The sequence below is a fragment of the Pseudomonas knackmussii B13 genome (genome assembly GCF_000689415.1).
Classification (GTDB): Bacteria; Pseudomonadota; Gammaproteobacteria; order Pseudomonadales; family Pseudomonadaceae; genus Pseudomonas; species Pseudomonas knackmussii.
On sequence record NZ_HG322950.1, the window covers coordinates 2,670,645 to 2,690,469 of the forward strand.

The following is a 19,825-nucleotide window of genomic DNA, read 5'->3' on the forward strand; positions in this document are numbered from 1 at the left end:
TTAGCGCGGCAGACGTCCTTCGATGGGATAGGCCGGGTCGGAGTAGCCCGGTGTCGAGGCATGGCCCGGCGGCACCAGGCTGTCGACCAGGGCTTCGTCGGCGGCGTCCAGCTTCACCTGCAGCGCCTCCATGTAGCCGTCCCAGTGCGCCTCGGTGCGCGGCCCGGCAATGGCCGAGCTGACCAGGCGATTGTTCAGCACCCAGGCGAGGGCGAAGGCCGCCGAGGCAGTGCCGCGCGCCGCCGCATGCTCGGCGATGCGCTGAGCAACGTGCAGCGACTCGGGGCGCCATTCGGTCTGCTGGATACGCTTGTCGCCACGGCCGACGCGGGAGTCGGCGGGCGGTGCGGCATCAGGCTGGTACTTGCCGGTGAGCACGCCGCGCGCCAGTGGGCTGTAGGGCACCACGCCGATGCCGTAGTGCCCGGCAGCCGGCAACTGCTCGACCTCGGCCGTGCGGTCCACCAGGTTGTACAGCGGCTCGCTGGCCACCGGGCGGTCGATGCCCAGCTGGTCGGCCAGGCGCACCACCTCGGCGATGCGCCAGCCACGGAAGTTGGACAGCCCGTAGTAGCGCACCTTGCCCTGGCGGATCAGCTCGCCGACGGCGCGCAGGCCTTCCTCCAGCGGCGCGTCGTTCAGCGAGCGGTGGAAGTAGACGATGTCCAGGTAGTCGCTGCCCAGGCGCTTGAGGCTGGCCTCCACCGATTGATAGATCCACTTGCGCGACTGGCCCTGCTGGTTGGGGCCCTGGCCGAAGGCGTAGCCGAACTTGCTGGCGATCACCCAGTCGTCGCGGTTCGCGGCGATGGCGCGGCCGACGATCTCCTCGGAGCGGCCGGCATGGTAGACGTCGGCAGTGTCGATGAAGTTGACGCCCTGCTCATGGGCCTTGGCGATGATGCGCGCGGCCGTGGCTTCGTCGGTCTCGCCGCCGAACATCATCGCGCCCAGGCACAGGGGCGACACCTTGAGGGCGCTGTGGCCCAGATAGCGGTATTCCATGGGGGTTGCCTCAATATTCCTGGGTAGTGGGGCGGAAGAGGATCTCGTTGATGTCCACCGAGTCCGGCTGGCTCATGGCGAACAGCACCTGGTCGGTGTAGTCGGCCAGGACCGGGGCGATGTCGCCGAAAGCCTGGCGGGCGGGAGTGGGGGAAGTGCTCATGGGCTGTCTCCGGTGGGGGTGGGCCGTTGCCTTGCCGACCATGCTACGTAGCGGCCGCGCAGCGATTAAGAGCGCGGCTTCGCTTGGACCTATGAGCCGAGTTCATGAGTGACCGCCCATGAGTCATGAGCGGTGCTCATAAGCGAATGCGGATTCAGCTGGCTAATCAAGGCGGGGCAGGCTCAGTAAAGTTGAATCCACTCGAACCCACCTTGAATCGCCTCGGCAGAACCCGGGCAGGAGGAACTCCCATGGACAAACGCACACTCGGCAACGGCGGGCTGGAGGTCTCGGCCCTGGGCCTGGGCTGCATGGGCCTGAGCTTCGGCTACGGCCCGGCGACCGACAGGGCCGAGGCGATCGGCCTGATCCGCGCCGCCTTCGAGCGCGGCGTGACCTTCTTCGATAGCGCCGAGGCCTACGGTCCTTTCACCAACGAGGAACTGCTCGGAGAAGCCCTGGCGCCGATGCGCGATCAGGTGGTGATCGCCACCAAGTTCGGCTTTCTCGACGGCGATTCCAGCAAGGGCCTGGACAGCCGCCCGGAGCGCATCCGCGCAGTTGCCGAGGCTTCGCTGAAGCGCCTGAAAACCGACCGCATTGACTTGTTCTACCAACACCGGATCGACCCGAACGTGCCCATCGAGGATGTCGCCGGCACCGTCCGCGAACTGATCCAGGAAGGCAAGGTGAAGCACTTCGGCCTGTCCGAAGCCGGCGCGCAGTCGATCCGCCGCGCCCATGCGGTGCAGCCGGTGGCGGCGCTGCAGAGCGAGTATTCGCTCTGGTGGTGCGAGCCGGAGAAGGAGGTGCTGCCGGTACTGGAGGAGCTGGGCATCGGCTTCGTGCCCTTCAGTCCGCTGGGCAAGGGCTTCCTCACCGGCGCCATCGACGCGAACACGCACTTCGACGCCAGCGATTTCCGCAACGTGGTGCCGCGCTTCTCGGAAGAAAACCGCAAGGCGAATGCGGCACTGGTGGACGTACTGGGGCGGATCGCCGAGGGCAAGGGCGCCACCCGCGCGCAGATCGCCATCGCCTGGTTGCTGGCGCAGAAGCCCTGGATAGTGCCGATCCCCGGCACCACCAAGCTGCATCGCCTGGAAGAGAACCTCGGTGCCGCGCGAATCGTCCTCGATGCAGTCGACCTGGCCGCCATCGAAGCTGCCTTGCAGCAGATCCAGGTCGTCGGCGAACGCTACCCGGCGCACCTGCAGCAACGCGTCGACCGCTGACGACAACTGGCGCCCGACTCCTGGCGGAGCGGGGCCCGTCCTTCCCACTGCAAAACCCGCGTGCATGACCGAACAATTGATTTCCACCGCGACACCGCACCAGGGCCTCGGCGTCCTGCTGATCCTCAGCACCCTGATGGCCTTCGCTTCCATCTCCACCGACCTCTACCTGCCGGCGCTGCCGCACATGGCCGCTGCGCTGGCGGCCAGCCCCGGCAGCGTCGAGCTGAGCATTTCCGGCTACCTGGTCGGCTTCAGCCTCGGCCAACTGCTCTGGGGGCCGATCGGTGACCGACACGGCCGGCGCCTGCCCATCGCCATCGGCCTGGTGCTGTTCATCCTCGGCTCCGCCGGCTGTGCGCTGGCCACTAGCGCGCCGACGCTGATCGGCTGGCGCGTGCTGCAGGCGGTCGGCGCCTGCGCCAGCGTGGTCCTGGCCCGTGCCATGGTCCGCGACCTCTACTCGGGGCCTGCGGCTGCACGGATGCTCTCGACCTTGATGACCGTGATGGCGGTCGCGCCCCTGGTCGGGCCGAGCCTGGGCGGCCTGATCCTGCGGCTGGGGTCCTGGCAGGCGATCTTCTGGGTGCTGGTCGGCGTCGGCCTGGCCACCCTGGGCGCGCTGGCGCTGTTGCCGGAAACCCTGCCGGCCGAGCTGCGCAGCCGCGAACCCCTGGCCGGCGCCGTGCACCGCTACGGCGAACTGCTGCGGCAGCGGCGCTTCCTGGCCTACGCCGGCGCGGGCGGCTTCTTCTATGCGGGGATGTTCGCCTACATCGCCGGCAGCCCGTTCGCCTACATCGACTACCACCATCTTTCGCCGCAACTGTATGGCGTGCTCTTCGCCGTGGGCATCGTCGGCATCATGCTGACCAACCAGGTGAATGCGCGCCTGGTGGAATGCTACGGCAGCGACCGCCTGTTGCGCCTGGGTTGCGGCATGGCGGCGGGCGCCGGGTTGATCCTGGCAGCTGTCGCCGCAACCGACATGGGTGGCTTGCCGGCCTTGGCGCTGGCGCTGTTCCTGTTCATCGCGGCCACCGGTTTCGTGGTCGCCAACTCCATCGCCGGCGCCTTGGCCGGCTCGCCCCAGCAGGCCGGCGCGGTGTCGGCCCTGATCGGCTCGATCCATTACGGCTCGGGCATTCTCGGTTCTGCATTGGTCGGCTTGTGCGCCGACGGCACGCCCTGGCCGATGGGCTGGGTGATCGCCCTGTGCGGACTTGGGAGCTTGTGCTGCGCGCGGATGCTGGTGGCTGCCGGAGAGGCGCCGGCACGCTAGTGAATGTCGCGGGCCTGGCGCTTCAGCGCCAGGCCTGGTCGACCTGCCATTGCTGCGCGAGGCGCTGCAGCTCGCCCTGCTGGCGCAGCTGATCCAAAGCCGCCTGCCAGTTCGCGATTCGCTGTGCGTCGGTCTGCGGCGAGAAGGCGATGTAGACGCCCTGGCGCAGCAGCGCCAGGCGCAGGTGGATCTGGCGCGGGTCGATGCCGGCGTCGCGGGCCAGCGAGGTGATGGTGTGATCATCGGCCACCACCAGATCGGCGCGGCCGAGTTTCAGCAGGTTCATCATCTGCTCGGGGCTTTCCACGCCGTACAGGTTGTCCATGCCGTGCTTCTGCAGGTAGCTGTAGCCCAGCCATTTGCGCGGTACGGCGATGCGCCCGGCATGCCGGGCCTGTTCCAGGCTGGCCAGCGGCAGCGGCTTGTCGCCCAGCGAGTAGAGGCCGATCTGCACGTCCAGCGCCGGCCCGACCCAGCGGTACTGCGTTTCGCGCTCGGGGCTGCGGAGCACCAGGAAGACGCCGGTGTCCGGGGTTTGCGCGGCCAGCAGCAGGGCGCGGCGCAGGGGCGTCTGGTCCAGCCGCACGCGGTCGCCGGTGAGCCCTGCCAGCGCATGCACCAGGTCCACCCCGTAGCCTTTGAGCTGGCCCTGCTGCAGGAATTGCAGCGGTGGGTGGTCGTCGGTGAGCAGGTGCAGTTCGGCTGCGCTGGCGGCGAAAGAGCAAAGGGAAAGGAGGCAAGCGAACAGCAGCTTCATGAAGCGGATCCCGAGGATGAGGCGCGCCAGAGACTATAGGGCGGTATGCGAATTGTCGCCGGTCAAATTGGCCAATGGCCATTATATTTGCGCGGCAGTTCCGGGCACGGGGATTGCCGTACTTGACGTGCAGAATCCGGCTCGCGCACCGCAATCGCAAAAGGCGATACGTGCCGCCTCAACGATTGCCAAACGGTTTGCGCGCGCCCCGGGGAGCACCGTTGCGCTCGGCTACGCTCAGCTCAGGGCAACATTGCCGATCGGCAGTGGACTTGGCTTGAAGGGAGTCTGGCTATGAGCGAATACCGCATCTTGTCCCTCGACGGTGGTGGCACCTGGGCGCTGCTCCAGGCGATGGCTCTGCAGCATATGTTTGGTATTGACGCACGTGGGCACGATGTCTTGCGCCGGTACGATCTGGTGGCAGCAAACTCCGGTGGCTCCATCGTGCTCGGTGGCCTGTTCGAGAATCTGCGCCTGGGCGAGTTGCTGGAACACTATTTTCGCAGCGAAAGCAGTCGCAAGCGCATCTTCGTGCGCAATTCGTTCCTCAAGGCGCCGCTAGCGGGCACCCTGCAGGCGCTCGCTGACGTCGGTCCGAAATATGATGCGTCAGCCAAGCTGGATGGACTGCAGTCGATCCTGCGCAACGCCGGCAATGTCCTGCTCACCGACCTGCGCGACGACGTCATGGGAGGCGACTGTCCGGACATCATCGTCTGTGCCTTCGACTACCAGGTGCAACGGGCACGGTATTTCCGCTCCAACCCCAAGAGTCGTGCGGCCAGCTTCTCGACGCCCACGCCTGTGACCCTGGCCGAAGCCATCCATGCCTCGACCAATGCACCGGTCAACTATTTCGATGCCCCGGCCATGGTTCGTCGTGAGGCGTTCTGGGACGGCGGCGTGGCCGGTCTGAACAATCCAGTGCTGGCGGCGGTGGTCGATGCACTGTCGAACGAAAAACCGGCTGCGGATATCCGCGCGTTGAGCATAGGCACCGCCACCGCCGGCCAGTTGCCCCGGTCGAAGCCAGAGTCGGCTCCCGACCACAAGCTGACCCAGTTGCCGCTGGAAACCGGCCTGAAGGCCGACCTGCGCAAGTTGGCCATGAGCATCATCGGGGACCCGCCGGATGCGGCCACCTTCATTGCCCATGTAAGCCTGGGCCAAAAGGTGCCACTGGAAGAAAACGATGCCCCGGTGGTCGGCAATCTGGTACGGCTGAACCCGCTGATCCGCCCCAGGAACAAGGACGCGAATGGCATCTGGCAGGCGCCGCACGGATTCGCTCAGGATGAGTTCCTGAAGTTGGTGAAGATGGACATGGATGCCGTCGAGGAGGAAGACGTAAACCTGATCGTGCGCCTGGGGCAAGGCTGGATCGCCGGCGACTTCCTCAACCAGCCGATTCGCATGAGCAATGAGCCCTATCGCTGCGAGATAGGTCACGACCAGTTTGCCGCTGCCCACCAGCACGCGCGGGCTCTGGGTCTGGTGCCTTAGGTCGGGGCTGCGCCTTCGGTTCCTGCCAGGTGGTCGTATTGGCAAGCGCGGTAGTCGTATCCGGCACTTTCCCGAATGCCCGCCGATTCTCTAGACTCCGGTAACCCCGACCGCTGTGAGCTGCGACCTTGCCGAGAATTGCCGCCCGCTCTGCGTCATTGGTGCGCTTGTTGCGCGCCTTCGTCCCCGCGATTTTCCTCGTGTTCTTGCCCGCGTACCTGCTGGCCTGCGAGAAGAGCTTGCGCTGGGACGACGATCCGCCTTTCAGCATGCAACTGGAGGACGGTTCGGTCGGCGGCATCTACGTCGACCTGAACCGCCACGTGCTGGAGCGCATGGGCTGCCGCACGATACTGGTCAAGCTGCCCTGGGCGCGGGCACTGAAGGAGCTGGAGAACGGTCACCTGGACGTGCTGCCCGGCGCCTTCCGCAAGCCCGAGCGCGAGGTCTACGCCTACTTCTCCGGCGCAATCTGGAAACCGTCGCGCAACATCCTCTTCATGCGCAAGGAGCTCCAGGCGCAATACCCGTTGCACGACCTGCTCGATCTGCTGAGCACTTCATTCCGCCTCGGCGCCCAGGTCGGCGTGGCCTACGGCGAGTCCTACCAGCAGCTCATGAGCCACACCGACTTCGCCGGGCGGGTGTTCTTCAACGCCAACCGCCTCAACCTCTGGCACATGATCGACAAGGAGCGCCTCGACGGCATCATCGCCGACGAGAACAGCGGCCTGTACGAGCTGCGCCAGCTGGGGCTGAGCGAGCGCATCGTGGCCACCGACGTGGTGGTCTCCTCGGACGCCTCGGAAGTGGCCTTCAGCAAGCGCTCGAACACCCCCGAGTTCGCCGACCACTACGCCCAGGAGATGCGCGCGGTGGTCGATAGCGGCGAGTACCAGCACATCGTCGACCGCTACCTCGGCCGCTGACGCCGCCTCAACCCAGCCCCTCGGCCTGCAGGTGGCCTTCAAGTAGTCGATGAACACCCGCACCTTGCGGGTGGTGCGCCGGTGCGGCAGGAAGAGCACGTGGATGGTCGGGCCGAAGGCGCTCTGGTCGCGCCAGCAATCCGGTAGCTGCTCCACCAGCTCCCCGCGTTCCAGATGGGCGTGCTCCATATCCTCTCTGTGGGCACCGACGCCGAGGTGCTGCGCCTGAAGCAGCCCGGCCTCCAGGTCATCGACCCGCACGGCAGGGTGCTGAAAGCCCGGTTCGCCGGCCGCGAGATCTATAGTCGTCAGGGCGCGAGCCTTTAGCGAGGCTCCCGCCGGAGCCCGGTATTCTTCGTAACAAGGAGCCTTGCAGTGATCATTCATTCCTTCGTCAGCGACCTTCGCGACCCCTACCAGCGCGGCCGGCAGATCGGCGAGCAGTGGGCGGCGCAGATCGGCCGCACCCTGGACCTGTACCTGGCGTTCTTCCCCAAGCTGGGCATTCCCAACGTACAGGTGCGCAGCATCGGCGAGGCCAGCCTGGCCGCGCTGGATGCCTGGTGCCCGGCGCTGGCGCGGGAAATCGAAGGCCTGGCCAAAGGCGTGCAGCGCCCGCTGTGGCAACTGGCGGCGCTGAACGCGCGCACCGAGATTCTCGCGGTGATGCCGGCGCAGCCGGTGGAAGGCGAGTGCTCCACCTCGGTGTACGCACCGGCCGGTGCGGCGGCTCCGCTGAGCCTGCAGACCTGGGACTGGCACGACAGCCTGGTGCCCCACGGCCTGCTGCTGCAATTCGTTGGCGCGAGCGGCCTGATCGTCAAGCTGTTCACCGAGTTCGGCATGCTCGGCAAGATCGGCGTGAACAGCGCAGGCCTGGGCCTGCACTTCAACATCCTGCACCACGCCAGCGACAACGGTGACGCCGGGGTGCCGGTGCACGCCATCGCCCGCCGCGTGTTGGAGGAGGCGCGCAGCGTGGAGGAGGCCATCGCCCTGGCGCGTTCGGCACGGGTGAGTGCTTCCACCGTGCTGACCGCCTTCACCCAGGCTGATGGGAATCCGCGCGCGGCAAGCATCGAGATGAGCCCTGCGCATGTCGGCGTGGTCCTGCCCGGCGACGACGGCTGGCTGCTGCATACCAACCACTTCCTCGACCCCGATCTGGTCCGTGGCGAACGCACCGCCGACGTCTCCACTACCTATGCGCGCCTCGATCACCTGAAGGCGATGACCCCGGAAATGGTTCGTACCGAGCTGGTCGAGCGCGCCGATGCCTTCTGCGGCGCGGCGGGCGATCAGGCGGTGGTGTGCTTTCACCCGGACCCGAGCCAGCCGGAAACCGAGCGCTGGGAAACCTTGTTGTCGGTATCCATCGACACCGCCGGCTGCGCCCTGGAGTACGTCGCCGGCACACCAAAGGCCCTGGCCCGCGACGGCGCATTGCGCTTTTGAGCCGTCGGGCGACGTTCGCGCGGCATCGCTTCCGATGCTTCCAATTCTCCTGACGCCCCGCCGCCGCGAGCGGAGCGGGGCGCCTGGTCCTAGTGGCTCGACGCGGTCTTGAAGTCGGTCCAGGCACGCATCCGCGCCCGCATGGTGCGCTGCGGGATGTCCTTGCCGGGGATCAGCCGCTTGTAGGTGGCTTCGTCGACGTAGATATCCGGGTTGTCGCGCATCAGCGGATCGACCATCGGCTTGGCCTTGGCGCTGGAGGTCGGGTAGCCGGTGGCGTTGCTGATCGCCGCCATGTTCTGCGGACGCATGATGAAGTTGATCAGCGCGTAGGCGTACTCCGGGTGCTGCGCATCGGCGGGGATGGCCATGGTGTCCATCCAGATGCTGGTGCCCTCGCGCGGCACGCGGTACTCGAAGCGCTCCTTCTTGCCCGCTTCGTCGGCGGCGCGCTGCGCCTGGGTGACGTCGCCGCTGTAGCCGAGCGACAGGCAGATGTCGCCGTTGACCAGTTGGGTGACTGGCTGCGACTGGAACTTGCGGATGTACGGCTTGATCCGCTTGAGCACCGCTTCGGCGTCGGCCAGGTCCTTCGGATCGCCACTGCGCGGGTCGCGGCCGATGTAGTTGAGCACCACGGCCAGCACTTCGTCGGGCGAGTCGATCATCGAGATGCCGCAATCGGCGAACTTCGCCGCCAGCTCCGGCTTGAACAGCATGTCCAGGCTGTTCACCGGCGCATCGGGCAGGCGCTTGTCGATCATCGCGCGGTTGAAGGTCAGGCCCACGGTGCCCCAGGTGTAGGGCACCACGGCGTGGCGCGAGTAGGGGTACTTGGTCTGCAGCTCGCGCAGGCCCGGCTCGATGTCGTCCAGGTGCTGCAGCTTCGCCGGGTCGAGCTTCTGCAGCGCGCCGGCGCGCATCAGCCGCTCGGCCACGGTGTCGCCGGGGAAGATCATGTCGTAGCCGCTGTGCCCGGACATCATCTTGGCTTCCAGCGTCTCGCTGCTGTCCATGATGTCGTAGACCACCTGGATGCCTGTCTCGCGGGTGAAGGCGGCGAGGGTGTCGGGGGCGAAGTAGTCGGCCCAGTTGTACAGGTGCAGGACCTTGTCTTCGGCGTTCGCGCTCAGCTGCGCGCCGGCCAGGATCAGCCCCAGCGCGGCCATGCGGATAGGTTTGTCGCGTTTCATCGTCAGACTCCCAGGCCTTGCCAGCGTGGATGGACGTGCTGGCCGTCGAGGCCCAGCAGCGGGCCGTACATTTCCGGCCGGCGGTCGCGGTAGATGCCCCAGTTCAGGCGTTCCTCGCGCATGGCGGCGAAGTCGAGGGTGCGCACCTGCACACCGGCCGTTTCGCGGTCGGCAGAGGCCAGCAGCTGGCCCTTGTGGTCGCTGATGAACGAGGAGCCGTAGAAGCGCATGCGCAGGCTGGCGTCGCTGCCGGCCACTTCCTCGCAGATGCGGTTGGAGGCCAGCACCGGCAGCAGGTTGGCGGCGGCGTGGCCGCGCTGGGTCATCTGCCAGTGATCGCGCGAGTCGAGGTGATCGGCGCCCGGCTCGGAACCGATGGCGGTGGGGAACAGCAGCACCTCGGCGCCTTGCAGCGCCAGGCAGCGCGCGGTCTCGGGGAACCACTGGTCCCAGCAGATGCCGATGCCCAGGCGGCCGACGGCGCTGTCCCAGACGCGGAAGCCGGTGTCGCCGGGGCTGAAGTACTCCTTCTCCTGGTAACCGATGGCGTTGGGGATGTGCGTCTTGCGGTAGACCCCGAGCAGGCGGCCATCGGCGTCGGCCACGGTCAGCGAGTTGAAGTAGGCGTTGCCGGCGCGCTCGAACCAGCTCAGCGGCAGCACCACGCCCAGCTCCCCGGCGAGGTCGGCGAAGCGCGCGAGCAGCGGGCTGCCGGCGTAGGGCTCGGCCAGCGCCAGGTGGCGGTGGTCCTGCTCGATGCAGAAGTAGGGGGTGGCGAAGAGTTCCGGCAGCAGGATCAGCTTCGCGCCCGCGGCGGCCGCTTCGCGCACCAGGCGCTCGGCGGTGTCGAGGTTGGCGCGCAGGTCCCAGCTGCAGGCGAATTGCACGGTGGCGACGGTCAGCAGGCTCATCGCATCACCCCCGCACCAGCCAGGCCGGCTGCTGCTGGGTGATGCAGTGCACGCCGCCGCCGCCGTGGGCCAGGTGGTTGATCTGCACCGGCACCACTTCGCGGCCGGGGAAGGCCAGGCGCAGGGTTTCGGCGGCTGTCTGGTCGGCGTCGATGCCGTAGGCCGGCATGATCACCGCGCCATTGGCCAGGTAGAAGTTGGTGTAGGAGGCGCAGAAGACCTCCGCCTCGGGATCGACCGCGTCGCTGGCCTCGAAGAGTTCGAGCATCTCGAAGGAGCGGCCCTGGGCGTCGGTGGCCAGTTCCAGGGCGCGGCGGTTCTCCTTCGCCACTTTCGCGTAGGTCGAGTTCGGGTCGCGGGTGGCGTCCACCAGCAGCGCGCCGGGGCGAGCGAAGGCGCAGACGCCGTCGACGTGGCCGTCGGTCATGTCGCCGGTGACGTAGTCCGGATCGCCCGGCAGCCAGATGGTCTTGCGGATGCCCAGCAGGCGGCTGAACACGTCCTCGATCTCGCGCTTGCTGATGCCCGGGTTGCGGTTGCCGTTGAGCAGCACCGATTCGGTGGTGATCAGCGTGCCTTCGCCGTCGACGTGGATGGCGCCGCCTTCGTTGGCCAGCGGCGTGCCGAAGCATTCCAGGCCGAGCTGGTTGAGGATGCGCCGGCCGAGGCCTTCGTCGAGCCCGTGGGCCGACTTGCCGCCCCAGGCGTTGAAGCGCCAGCTCACGCCGGCCAGGCCCAGTTGCGGGTGGCAGACGAAGGTCGGGCCGGAGTCGCGGCACCAACTGTCGTCGATCGCGATCGGCAGCAGTTCGACGTTCGCGCCGCACAGTTCGCGGGCGCGCTCCACGGCCGAAGGGTCGACCACCATCTTCACCGGCTCGAAGCGGGCGATGGCGTTGGCGACCCGGGCGAAGTCTTCCTGCACTTGCTCCAGCGTCACCCGCCAGCTGCCTTCCCAGAGCGAAATGTTGTGCGGGAAAGCCATCCAGGTGGCGGCGTGGGGGACCCATTCGGCAGGCATGTGCCAGCCGTTCTGCCAATCGTCGTTGCGATGCATAGCGGAACCTTCAGGTAAGGAATTTTTATTGGATGGAAACGGAGGTAGGCGCCTGGAGTTCATCCTAGGCCTGTGAAAACGCGGCAACAAACGATAGATTTTGCGGAAATTCGATTAGCAGGACTTATCGATCATGCTCAAGCACTGGCCCCCTCTGAATGCCCTGCGCGGTTTCGAAGCCGCCGCCCGCCTGGGCAGCTTCCACAAGGCCGCCGAGGAGCTGCACCTCACCCAGTCGGCGATCAGCCAGCAGATCCGCAGCCTGGAGAGCTTCCTCGAACAGCCGCTGTTCCATCGCCAGGGGCGCAAGGTGGCGCTGACCGATGCCGGCTTCGACCTGCTCAGCACCACCCAGGCGCTGCTGCAGCAACTGGCCGTGGGCATCCGCCGCCTGGATCAGTACCGCAAGCCGAACCAGCTGGTGGTCAACACCACGCCGGCCTTTGCCCGCCATTGGCTGGTGCCGCGCCTGGGCGACTTCCATCGCCGCCACCCGCAGGTCGACCTGTGGCTGCTGACCACCGACGAGACGCCGGACATGGCGACCCAGACGGTCGACGTCGCCGTGCGCGACGACCTCAGCGCACAGGCCGAATGCACCTTCCGCGTGCTGCTGGAGGACCGCCTGTATCCGGCCTGTCATCCGGCCGTGCTGGCGCAGCCGGAAGCGGAGCGGACCACCCTGCACGGCGAGCGCGAGATGGACTGGGCCTATTGGCAGCTGCAGGGCGGTGAGCCGGTCGGGCAGTGCGCCAAGGGCCTGAACTTCTCCGATCCCGGGCAGTTGCTCGACGCCGCCTGCTAGGGGCTGGGCATTGCGCTGGTCAGCCGCCTGCTGGCCGGCGACGCTCTCGCGAAGGGCAATCTGGCGGCGCTCACCGAACAGAGCGTGCGCGGCGCCAACTGGGCCTGGCTGGTGCACCGCGACAGCGAGCGCAACGCCCTGGCTGGGGACTTCTGCCAATGGCTGGCACAGCAGCTGGAGGCGGGGGATGGTGACTTCTGCTAAAAAGACGGCCTCCTTTCCCGTGCCCCAGGACGTTGCCATGACCACCGCCTTGCTCATCATCGACGTACAACAGGCCCTCTGCAGCGGCACCGGCGCCGCCCATGACATCGAGCGCGTGCTGCAGCGGATCAACGGCCTGAGCCAGCTGGCGCGCGCCGCCGGCGTGCCGGTGGTGCTGGTCCAGCACGAAGAGCCGGACGGCGACTTCCGCTACGACAGCGACGGCTGGCAACTGGCCGAAGGGTTGCTGGTGGGCGAGGGCGATGCGCGCGTGCGCAAGACCACGCCGGACTCCTTCAACGGCACCGACCTGGCCGAAGTGCTGAACGAACTGGGCGTCGACGGCCTGGTGATCTGCGGCCTGCAGACCGACTTCTGCGTCGACACCACGGTGCGCAGCGCCCTGGCCAAGGGCTACGACGTGACCCTGGTGGCCGACGCCCACTCGACCGTCGACAACGCCGTGCTCAAGGCCGAGCAGATAGTCGCGCACCACAACGCCACCTTCTCCAGCATGAGCAGCTTCGCCCCGCGCCTGCTTGTGCTGCCGGCGGCCGAGGTGAGCGTCCGCTAGTCGGCAAGCGCGCACGCTGTGGCGTGGTGGCGGTCCTAACCCGCAGGAGCGGTCGGGCCCGCTACCTATACTCAATGAAGACGCCGTGCCGGGGAGGGGCGGCCGGGCATCGGCAATGACGCGGTACGGGCGGGCCGCGCAGCGAGTGCGTCGCCATGAACGCTGTTCCGCGATCGCTATCCATCCTCCGCTGGCTGCTCGCCGCCGCGCTGCTCGGGCTCGCGCTGACGCTGTGCGGTTGTGCCGGGCACCCGGCGAAACCGCCGGTACCGGTCTCGCCGGCGACCTGGCGGCAGGTCGACGCGGACCTGCAGGCGGCCTCGCAAGCCGCCAGCGGCAAGGCCGAGGACTACGCGCAAGGCGCCATGCAGAACTGGATGGACCTGGTCTACCAGCGCACCGATGCGGACTTCATCCCCTGGTTCTCCAGCTACTGGACCCAGGAATGGCTGGGCGTGCGGGTGGCCTGGTACAAGCTCGGCGCGAAGAACGACGAGGAGCCGGCCACACGCCTGGCCAACTACCTGCAAGGGCAATACCGCAAGCGCGTGCTCGACGCGGTGGGGCGGCAGATGGACCCCGACTCGATCATGCAGGCCTCCACCGATTACTACCTGCAGGAACTGGGAGCCCAGGTGAAGGCGATGCCCGGCCGCTACGGCATCGCCCAAGGCGATTTCGACCGCCGCCTGCAAGACATCCCGGCCATCGTCCTGGGCCCGCCGGAGGCGCGCAACGCCTCGCTGTTCCAGCTGCTCCACGCGCGTTCGCCGCAGTCGGTGCCGGCCTATACGGCGCTGCTCGAACACGTGCGCCAGGCCGGCAAGGCCGGCACCAGCGTCGAGGAACCGGACGCCGGCATGGCGGCGGTGGCCAAGCAGACCAGCGAACGACTCGTCGGCGAGATGACCGTCGGCGGCGCGGCCAGCGCAGTTGCCTCGGCGGTGGGCAAGGTGGCGGGCGCGATGATCTCCCTCGGCAGCCTCGGCTTTAGCGTGATGAGCCGCGACAAGGCTCGGCCGGAAATGGAGGTGCAGCTGCGCAAGAGCGTCAACGCGGCCTTCGACGAGCAATGGCTGAAGCTGATGAACGACCCCGACAGCGGCGTGCTGGCCGGGGTGCGCTACCTCTCGATACAGGTCGAAGGCAACCTGCTCGAAAGCGAACAGCCACGCGTGCAGACCGCACCGCAGTCGGTCCCGGATGCCGGCGAGGCGCCTTGAGCAGGCAACCTAATCCAGCCTCGGGGCGCAGGCCGCTGGCGCTGCGGCAGGCGCCGCAGCAGTGCCCTGCCTCTGCAGAGGGCATTCGCACCTGAGCGTTTGCGCGTCTGCGGTCGGAGATGCGGGACTGGCGGAGCGAAGGGGCCGGACACTGCCATCTGGATGCAAATGCTCGACCGTCACCTGCGCGGTGCCGCGATTGTTCTCGTAGAAGTGGCCGACATTGAACGGCCAGCTCAGCACTGCATCGTTCACGTAGAGATAGAGCGTGCCGCTGGCGTCGGCGGTGATCTCGGCCGTCAGGGTGCGATGGTCGTCCGGTGTCGGTTGCTCGCACATCAGCTCCTGCGCTTCGGCGTCGCTGATCGGCGATGTAGCCGATTCCTTGACCCGCGAGGCATCCACGTTCTCGTAGCGGTGCTCGGTGAAGGGGGCGAGCGGATCCAGCGCGAATTCGTCGTTGCCCTTGGCGCCGATTCGGGCGATGGGCTTGAACCAGTCCTCCAGCCATTGGCGCTTCAGTGGCGAGAAAAGTACGAAGACCGGTGTGCTGGAAGGCCGTCCGGCGACATCGGCGCGTTGGTAGGCATCGAACCAGTCACCCCGGGTTTTCAGAGTGATGCGGTAGCGGGCGCCTTTCTCCAGTTGGATGCCGGTGTTCCAGCAGAGGGAGGCGGTATCGAAGATGTCGCTGGCTTCACCCGATGCGCTGCTGGACGCCTGGCAATAGCTACCCCGTGTGTCGCCGATGTCGAACGCCAGGCGGATTACCGATTCCGTCAACAGCACCAGGAACAGCAGGATGACCAGGCCGGGGACGAGGTAGTCGGTCAGGTAGCCATACCAGGTCGCCAGGGTCTTGTTACGCCGGAGCGTTTCCGCCAGCTGCAGGGCGAAGGTTCTGGGCAGCGGGGTAGTCGGCGATGCCGATGCGCGAAGCGTGTCGCGGGCAGCGCTGACGATTTTCAGGCGGTAGCTACGCCACCCGGCGAGCAGCAAGGTCAGTACGGCGGTGCAGGCGAGCTCGAGTGCCATCAGGTTTTGCGCAGCGGCAGGCTCGAAGGCCGGCCCGAGCCAGACCGCGAGTGCCGACATCGCAAACAGCAGCCCGATGACTAGCGTCACATTGCGGCCATTGCGCTCGGACTGCCGTTGCCAGGCGAGGTACTTCGGCTGGAATTGCCGGTGCCAGGCCAACCGGGCGCGATCGCCGATGCGTGTCTTGAGTCGACCGCTCATGTAGAGCGAGGCTCCCAGCCCGGCGGCGAGCAGGGCGAAAGCATCGGGCGCCATGCTGAAGGCGCGGGTCCATAACGTGCTCACGTTGGGAAGCAGGTAGCTCAGCCCCTGCAGGCCCCGGCGAATCAGCTCGTCCGAGTTGGAGCCGGCCCACTCGGGCAGGTTGCTGGCGAAGGTTGGCATCAGTAGCAACAGGGCGCCGAACAGCAGCGTCAGCAGGTAGGTCAGCTTGCGCCACCAGATGGTGTCCGCCACGATCGCCAGCGCGCCGGGCGGCGGGTTGCTCAGGGCCGTACAGGCACTCCAGGTGGCCGCTTCCTCGGCGCGAAGGGCTGCGCTCGTCATGCCCATCAGGGGCACCGTCTGGAGGGGCGCTGTCGGCTGCAGGACGCCCTGGACGATGGTCTTGCAGATGCCGCTGGGCGCCAGGACCCGGAAATTGCGGGGGAGGGGCACAGGCACGTAGTAGTCCTGCCCGTCGACCATGCGGCGGATCACGCTGCCATCGATGATCGGCAAGATGGCTGAACCATCGACCTTGCGCCAGTGCTCCAGGCGCCGTGGTGCGTAGCGGTAGAGGGTCGCGACGCCGGCGCGCGAATCGTATAGACGGGCGCAGGCGGATTTCTCCATGACCACTCGGTCCACGGCGTCGGGCAGCAGGACGACCCCGGCGTGGCTCGCTTCGCTCATGATCCAGTGCAGGGGGACCAGCGACAGCCGATCCTCGGGATAGCCGCCGCCGACATTGCTGTGCACCCCGGCGAACCAAACCTGCAGCAGCCGGCCGGGCGGTACATCGCCTTTGGCGACCATCTGATCCTCTCCAGCTTCGTCCCACAGCAATGGATGGAATGTCTGCCGCTGGTCGTCCAGGGACAGGGCATGGCGGGCGGCAACGACATTGGTGGACAGCTTCAGATCGGCGAACACCAGGGGCCAGATGGCAAGGTCGATTGCTTTCTTGAGGGCCTCGATGGGGACCTCATAGGCCTCGACCGTATCCCACAGGCCGAGGAACTGGATCTTCACATCCGCCGTGTTCCACGCGGGGCTGTAGGGCGCGCGCTGGCGCAGGGCGTCGTAGCAGCGCAGCGCCGCATCGCGCAGCCCGCGCATCAAGATCACCAGCGGGCTGAAGGAGTGGAAACGCTCGCTGCGGTAGTGGCGATAGGCGGCCCTGGCCAGCCGGTCGAGCTCCTCCTCGCTGCTGGGGCGAACCAGCCCCTCGAAATGGATCAGCCCGACCAGCAGGCGAATGGTGAAGGCGCCGCGGCTGAAGCCGAAGCCACAGATCTCGTCGCCATCCTCGTAGTTGCGGCAGACGAACTTGTAGAGGTCGATGACGTTGCGCTTCAGGCCCCAGCCGAAGGCACCACCCAGGGCGGCCAGGTACTTGTTCGATGAGGTGCCGACACCGTCGTCGTAGTAGGCCTTCTGGCTTCCATCGCGCAGGTCGACGGCCTGGAACAGGCGCCAAACGTTGGTTTTTTCCGCCTTGGCGGAGCTGTTGCCGGTGCCATCGGAGAACAGCAGCAGTCGTTTGGGCATGGTTTTCCATCTCCAGTGCATTCAGGGATGCGATTCGCGCCGACAGGATCAGAGATCGTTCTGGGCGACATCGGCCAGTGCCGGGCGGTTGCAGGTCGTGGCGATCTGCTGCACGGCCTTGCGTGCCGACGCGCCGGCGAAGGTCTCGATGATGGAGGCCACGGTTTCGTTGTTCAGCGAGGCTATGTAGCCGCCCCGGATGAGAACGCCCGTGCCGGTGGTGACCACGGCTTGGGTGCGGTTGCCGCGGATGTCGAGGGTCGACCAGTCCTTGCCGGGGGTCGTTATGCATTGACCCGGCTGGTCACGCTCATCGAAAAGCCCCTTCACGCAAGCCGTGGATTTTCCTGCCAGGCCCGGAGGGTGCTGGCCATTGGCGTCGAACACCGCCTCGACCATCACCTGTGCCAGCTGTGGGCCGAGCACGCCGACGGAGGGCGAGGACAGCGTTGGTTTCCAGAACTTCGCCGACTTTTCGTCGCCGAAGACCAGGTTTACCCCGGCGAACTGCAGATTCTGGCCGAATATCGACACGAAGCCGCTCTGGCCTAACGTCGGCAGCCCCGAGCAAAGCCCCGCGGTTTGGTTGCAATGGGCCTTCAGCGTGTCCTTCAGCGCCTGTTGCTGGTCGGCGCTCAGGGGCGTCTTCAGCTGTTCGTTGACCCGCTTGACGACGGCGTCCTCGAAAGCCGGCTGGTCGACGCTGACCTGCAGCCATTGCCCGCCACGGAAATACTCGTCGAAGTAGGTCGAAATGAAGTTGGCCGTATTGAAGATCGCCACCATGCCGAGCAGTTCAGGGGTTTCCTCGTGCTGGGTTTCCAGGTGGCGGGCGATGCGCTCCGCGGTCAGCAGGGTCAATTGGTGGAAGGGCGCCAGGGTCGAGAGACGCTGCATAGACGGCTGCAGCGCCTTCAGATCGCTGGCGTGGAACGGCGTGATCTGACTCTTGATGTTGACCTTCAGCAGGCTGTCATTCTTGGCCTGCACGAAACCGATCAAGGACAGGCCATCGGCGACGGCCTGGTTGTTGGCGGAGTCGTTGGCCGGGTCTTGCACCGACAGGAGCGGCTCCTCCTGCCGCGCCAGCCAGGGAATGCGCGAGGCGAGTTCCTCGCGCACGCTGCCGGGTACTTTGTTCTGGCCCTGCGGCGTGTTGAGCAGGGTTGCGGATTGTTCGAGCAGCTTGCTGAACGCCTGTATCTGGCCGTGATCGAGTGATTCGCGGTACAGCGCCTGGCGGTCCGAGGCGCTAGGTAGCGACACTCCTAGCGTAGAGGGGCTGTCGGTGGCGGCGGGCTCCGAGGTCAGCAGAACACCCTGGCGGGCGTGACGGAAAGCCGCCTGGAGTATTTGCAGGTCTGTCCCTTTGACGGCCTGGGCTGGAGGCAGATGGCATTCGGGTGGCAGGGTCCGAACATTGGCCGAGGGGCCCCAGGCGCATCCGCATAGCAGCAGGGCCAAACCACCGAGGAAGAACAGCGGACGTATCGACGAAAGCGGCAGTGCGGTACCCATGGCAGCACTCCTTACTTGGGCAATCGGGACCGGCCATCCATTGCGTCTCGTAAGACCTACCGCGCACTACAGGGCGTTCGAAACCGAGCGGATCTGCTGGCCTCGCGTGGGTTGTGGTTACACGCTTGAAGCTAGCCGAACAGTGGCGCTTTGCTGGCACTTGGCGACTAATGGAGAATTTTTCTCCACTTTCGGCTGTCCGCTCGCGTTGGTGTCCTATTGCATAGGATTGAATTTGCGTCTGGGGGCAGTGACGTGCGGGCTGGTAATCCCTCGTCGGAAACTCGAAGATTGCCGCGGCCGCCGGCCTTGGGATGAGCGGGCGGAAGTTTTCATCGGTTGGAGTGTTCTTTATGCCCGCGCTACCCCTCGCCAAACGCCTGCCCACCCTCGACGGCATAGTTGCCGCCCACGCCGAGCTGCGTGCCCGGCGGCCGCTGGTGCAATGCCTGACTAACGTGGTTTCGGCGAACTTCATGGCCAACGTGCTGCTGGCCGCCGGGGCCTCGCCGGCGATGGTCGACAACCCCGAGGAGGCCGCCGGGTTCGCCAAGGTGGCCGGTGCCGTGCTGGTCAACCTGGGCACGCCGACCAGCGCCCAGGTCGAGTCGATGCGCCTGGCCGTGCAGGCGGCGAACGCGGCGGGGCGGCCCTGGGTGCTCGATCCGATTGGCGCTGGCGGCCTGCCTTGGCGCGGCGCGGTAGCCGCCGAGCTGCTGCGACAGAACCCTTCGGTGGTGCGCGGCAATGCCTCGGAGATCATCGGCCTGGCCGGGCTGGGCGAGGGTGCGCCGGGCTTCGACAGCTCAGACGACCCCGCGCAAGCGGTGCCGGCGGCGGTGGAGCTGCTGCGGCAGTGCCAGGCGGTGTCGGCTTCGGGGCCGGTCGATCATGTGCTCGGCTGGGTTGGCGATAGCGCGGATAGCGCCGTGCCGCGCCTGCTGCGCATCGGTGGCGGCAGCGCCTTGCTGCCGCGGGTGACGGCTTCCGGCTGCGCGCTGGGGGCGCTGGTCGCGGCTTATCTGGCGGTCAGCGAAGATGCCTTCACCGCCCTGAGCGCGGCCCATGTGCATTTCGCCGTGGCTTCGGAGCTGGCCGAGGAGGGCAGTCGTGGTCCTGGGACCTTCGCCGCGCTCTTCCTCGATGCGCTGGATGCGGTGGATGCTGAACTCATCCGCCAGCGCGCGCAGCTGATGCCGGAGCAGGCCGGCGCCTGAT

At 66.9% G+C, this 19,825-nt stretch carries 17 protein-coding genes and 1 pseudogene; 10 read left to right on the forward strand and 8 right to left on the reverse strand.

What is annotated here, in order from left to right:
- Positions 1 to 1,005 (reverse strand): aldo/keto reductase, encoded by a 1,005-nt coding sequence (locus tag PKB_RS12685; RefSeq protein WP_043252209.1) that lies wholly within the window; start codon positions 1,003 to 1,005, stop codon positions 1 to 3.
- Positions 1,006 to 1,015: 10 nt separating this feature from the next.
- On the reverse strand, positions 1,016 to 1,168 hold the full coding sequence (locus PKB_RS30135; protein WP_167333366.1) for a hypothetical protein: 153 nt from the start codon (positions 1,166 to 1,168) through the stop codon (positions 1,016 to 1,018).
- A 251-nt stretch (positions 1,169 to 1,419) separates the two neighbouring features.
- Here PKB_RS30135 and PKB_RS12690 point away from each other — a divergent pair, with 251 nt between their 5' ends.
- Both PKB_RS12690 and PKB_RS12695 read left to right on the forward strand, forming a co-directional pair.
- The gene (locus PKB_RS12690) at positions 1,420 to 2,403 is read left to right on the forward strand and encodes an aldo/keto reductase (protein ID WP_043252211.1); all 984 of its coding nucleotides are present in this window, start codon (positions 1,420 to 1,422) and stop codon (positions 2,401 to 2,403) included.
- Between the two features lie 64 nt (positions 2,404 to 2,467).
- A complete protein-coding gene (locus PKB_RS12695) occupies positions 2,468 to 3,685 on the forward strand; it encodes a multidrug effflux MFS transporter (RefSeq protein WP_052355268.1) in 1,218 nt (405 codons plus the stop codon).
- Between the two features lie 22 nt (positions 3,686 to 3,707).
- On the opposite strand, the gene PKB_RS12700 is transcribed toward PKB_RS12695, so the two are convergent.
- Positions 3,708 to 4,442: a substrate-binding periplasmic protein gene (locus PKB_RS12700; protein ID WP_043252212.1), complete on the reverse strand. Its 735-nt coding sequence runs from the start codon at positions 4,440 to 4,442 to the stop codon at positions 3,708 to 3,710.
- 294 nt (positions 4,443 to 4,736) lie between these two features.
- Here PKB_RS12700 and PKB_RS12705 point away from each other — a divergent pair, with 294 nt between their 5' ends.
- From PKB_RS12705 to PKB_RS12715, 4 genes are all read left to right on the forward strand, one after another.
- Positions 4,737 to 5,948 carry a patatin-like phospholipase family protein gene (locus PKB_RS12705; protein WP_043252214.1) on the forward strand — a complete coding sequence of 404 codons (1,212 nt, stop codon included), beginning with the start codon at positions 4,737 to 4,739 and terminating at the stop codon, positions 5,946 to 5,948.
- A gap of 200 nt (positions 5,949 to 6,148) precedes the next feature.
- A complete protein-coding gene (locus PKB_RS12710; protein ID WP_242411227.1) occupies positions 6,149 to 6,877 on the forward strand; it encodes a substrate-binding periplasmic protein in 729 nt (242 codons plus the stop codon).
- 174 nt (positions 6,878 to 7,051) lie between these two features.
- On the forward strand, positions 7,052 to 7,204 hold the full coding sequence (locus tag PKB_RS29580) for a hypothetical protein (RefSeq protein WP_156958028.1): 153 nt from the start codon (positions 7,052 to 7,054) through the stop codon (positions 7,202 to 7,204).
- Positions 7,205 to 7,252: 48 nt separating this feature from the next.
- Entirely contained in the window at positions 7,253 to 8,332 is a 1,080-nt protein-coding gene (locus PKB_RS12715) for a C45 family autoproteolytic acyltransferase/hydrolase (RefSeq protein ID WP_043252216.1), read from the forward strand.
- Between the two features lie 89 nt (positions 8,333 to 8,421).
- Here the strand turns inward: PKB_RS12715 and PKB_RS12720 are convergent, their stop codons facing one another.
- Genes PKB_RS12720 through PKB_RS12730 form a run of 3 tightly spaced genes read right to left on the reverse strand, consistent with a single transcriptional unit; the run spans position 8,422 to position 11,493 of the window.
- Positions 8,422 to 9,525, reverse strand: coding sequence for an extracellular solute-binding protein (locus PKB_RS12720; RefSeq protein ID WP_043252217.1), 1,104 nt, complete (start codon positions 9,523 to 9,525; stop codon positions 8,422 to 8,424).
- A gap of 2 nt (positions 9,526 to 9,527) precedes the next feature.
- Positions 9,528 to 10,436: an N-carbamoylputrescine amidase gene (gene aguB / locus PKB_RS12725; protein WP_043252219.1), complete on the reverse strand. Its 909-nt coding sequence runs from the start codon at positions 10,434 to 10,436 to the stop codon at positions 9,528 to 9,530.
- A 4-nt stretch (positions 10,437 to 10,440) separates the two neighbouring features.
- Positions 10,441 to 11,493, reverse strand: coding sequence for an agmatine deiminase family protein (locus PKB_RS12730; protein ID WP_043252221.1), 1,053 nt, complete (start codon positions 11,491 to 11,493; stop codon positions 10,441 to 10,443).
- Positions 11,494 to 11,626: 133 nt separating this feature from the next.
- Here PKB_RS12730 and PKB_RS12735 point away from each other — a divergent pair.
- The 3 genes and pseudogenes from PKB_RS12735 to PKB_RS12745 all read left to right on the forward strand — a co-directional run bounded on the left by PKB_RS12735 (position 11,627) and on the right by PKB_RS12745 (position 14,299).
- A pseudogene (locus PKB_RS12735) lies at positions 11,627 to 12,502 on the forward strand (LysR substrate-binding domain-containing protein).
- A 37-nt stretch (positions 12,503 to 12,539) separates the two neighbouring features.
- Positions 12,540 to 13,076, forward strand: coding sequence for a cysteine hydrolase family protein (locus PKB_RS12740; RefSeq protein ID WP_043252223.1), 537 nt, complete (start codon positions 12,540 to 12,542; stop codon positions 13,074 to 13,076).
- Positions 13,077 to 13,231: 155 nt separating this feature from the next.
- Positions 13,232 to 14,299, forward strand: coding sequence for a hypothetical protein (locus PKB_RS12745; RefSeq protein ID WP_052355269.1), 1,068 nt, complete (start codon positions 13,232 to 13,234; stop codon positions 14,297 to 14,299).
- A 9-nt stretch (positions 14,300 to 14,308) separates the two neighbouring features.
- Here PKB_RS12745 and PKB_RS28760 read toward each other — a convergent pair whose 3' ends face one another.
- On the reverse strand, positions 14,309 to 17,089 hold the full coding sequence (locus PKB_RS28760) for a DUF2235 domain-containing protein (RefSeq protein WP_052355270.1): 2,781 nt from the start codon (positions 17,087 to 17,089) through the stop codon (positions 14,309 to 14,311).
- A gap of 48 nt (positions 17,090 to 17,137) precedes the next feature.
- Positions 17,138 to 18,607 carry a hypothetical protein gene (locus PKB_RS12755; protein ID WP_156958029.1) on the reverse strand — a complete coding sequence of 490 codons (1,470 nt, stop codon included), beginning with the start codon at positions 18,605 to 18,607 and terminating at the stop codon, positions 17,138 to 17,140.
- A gap of 353 nt (positions 18,608 to 18,960) precedes the next feature.
- Here PKB_RS12755 and thiM point away from each other — a divergent pair, with 353 nt between their 5' ends.
- Positions 18,961 to 19,824 (forward strand): hydroxyethylthiazole kinase, encoded by an 864-nt coding sequence (gene thiM, locus PKB_RS12760; RefSeq protein ID WP_084166628.1) that lies wholly within the window; start codon positions 18,961 to 18,963, stop codon positions 19,822 to 19,824.
- The last annotated feature ends 1 nt before the right edge of the window (position 19,825 follow it).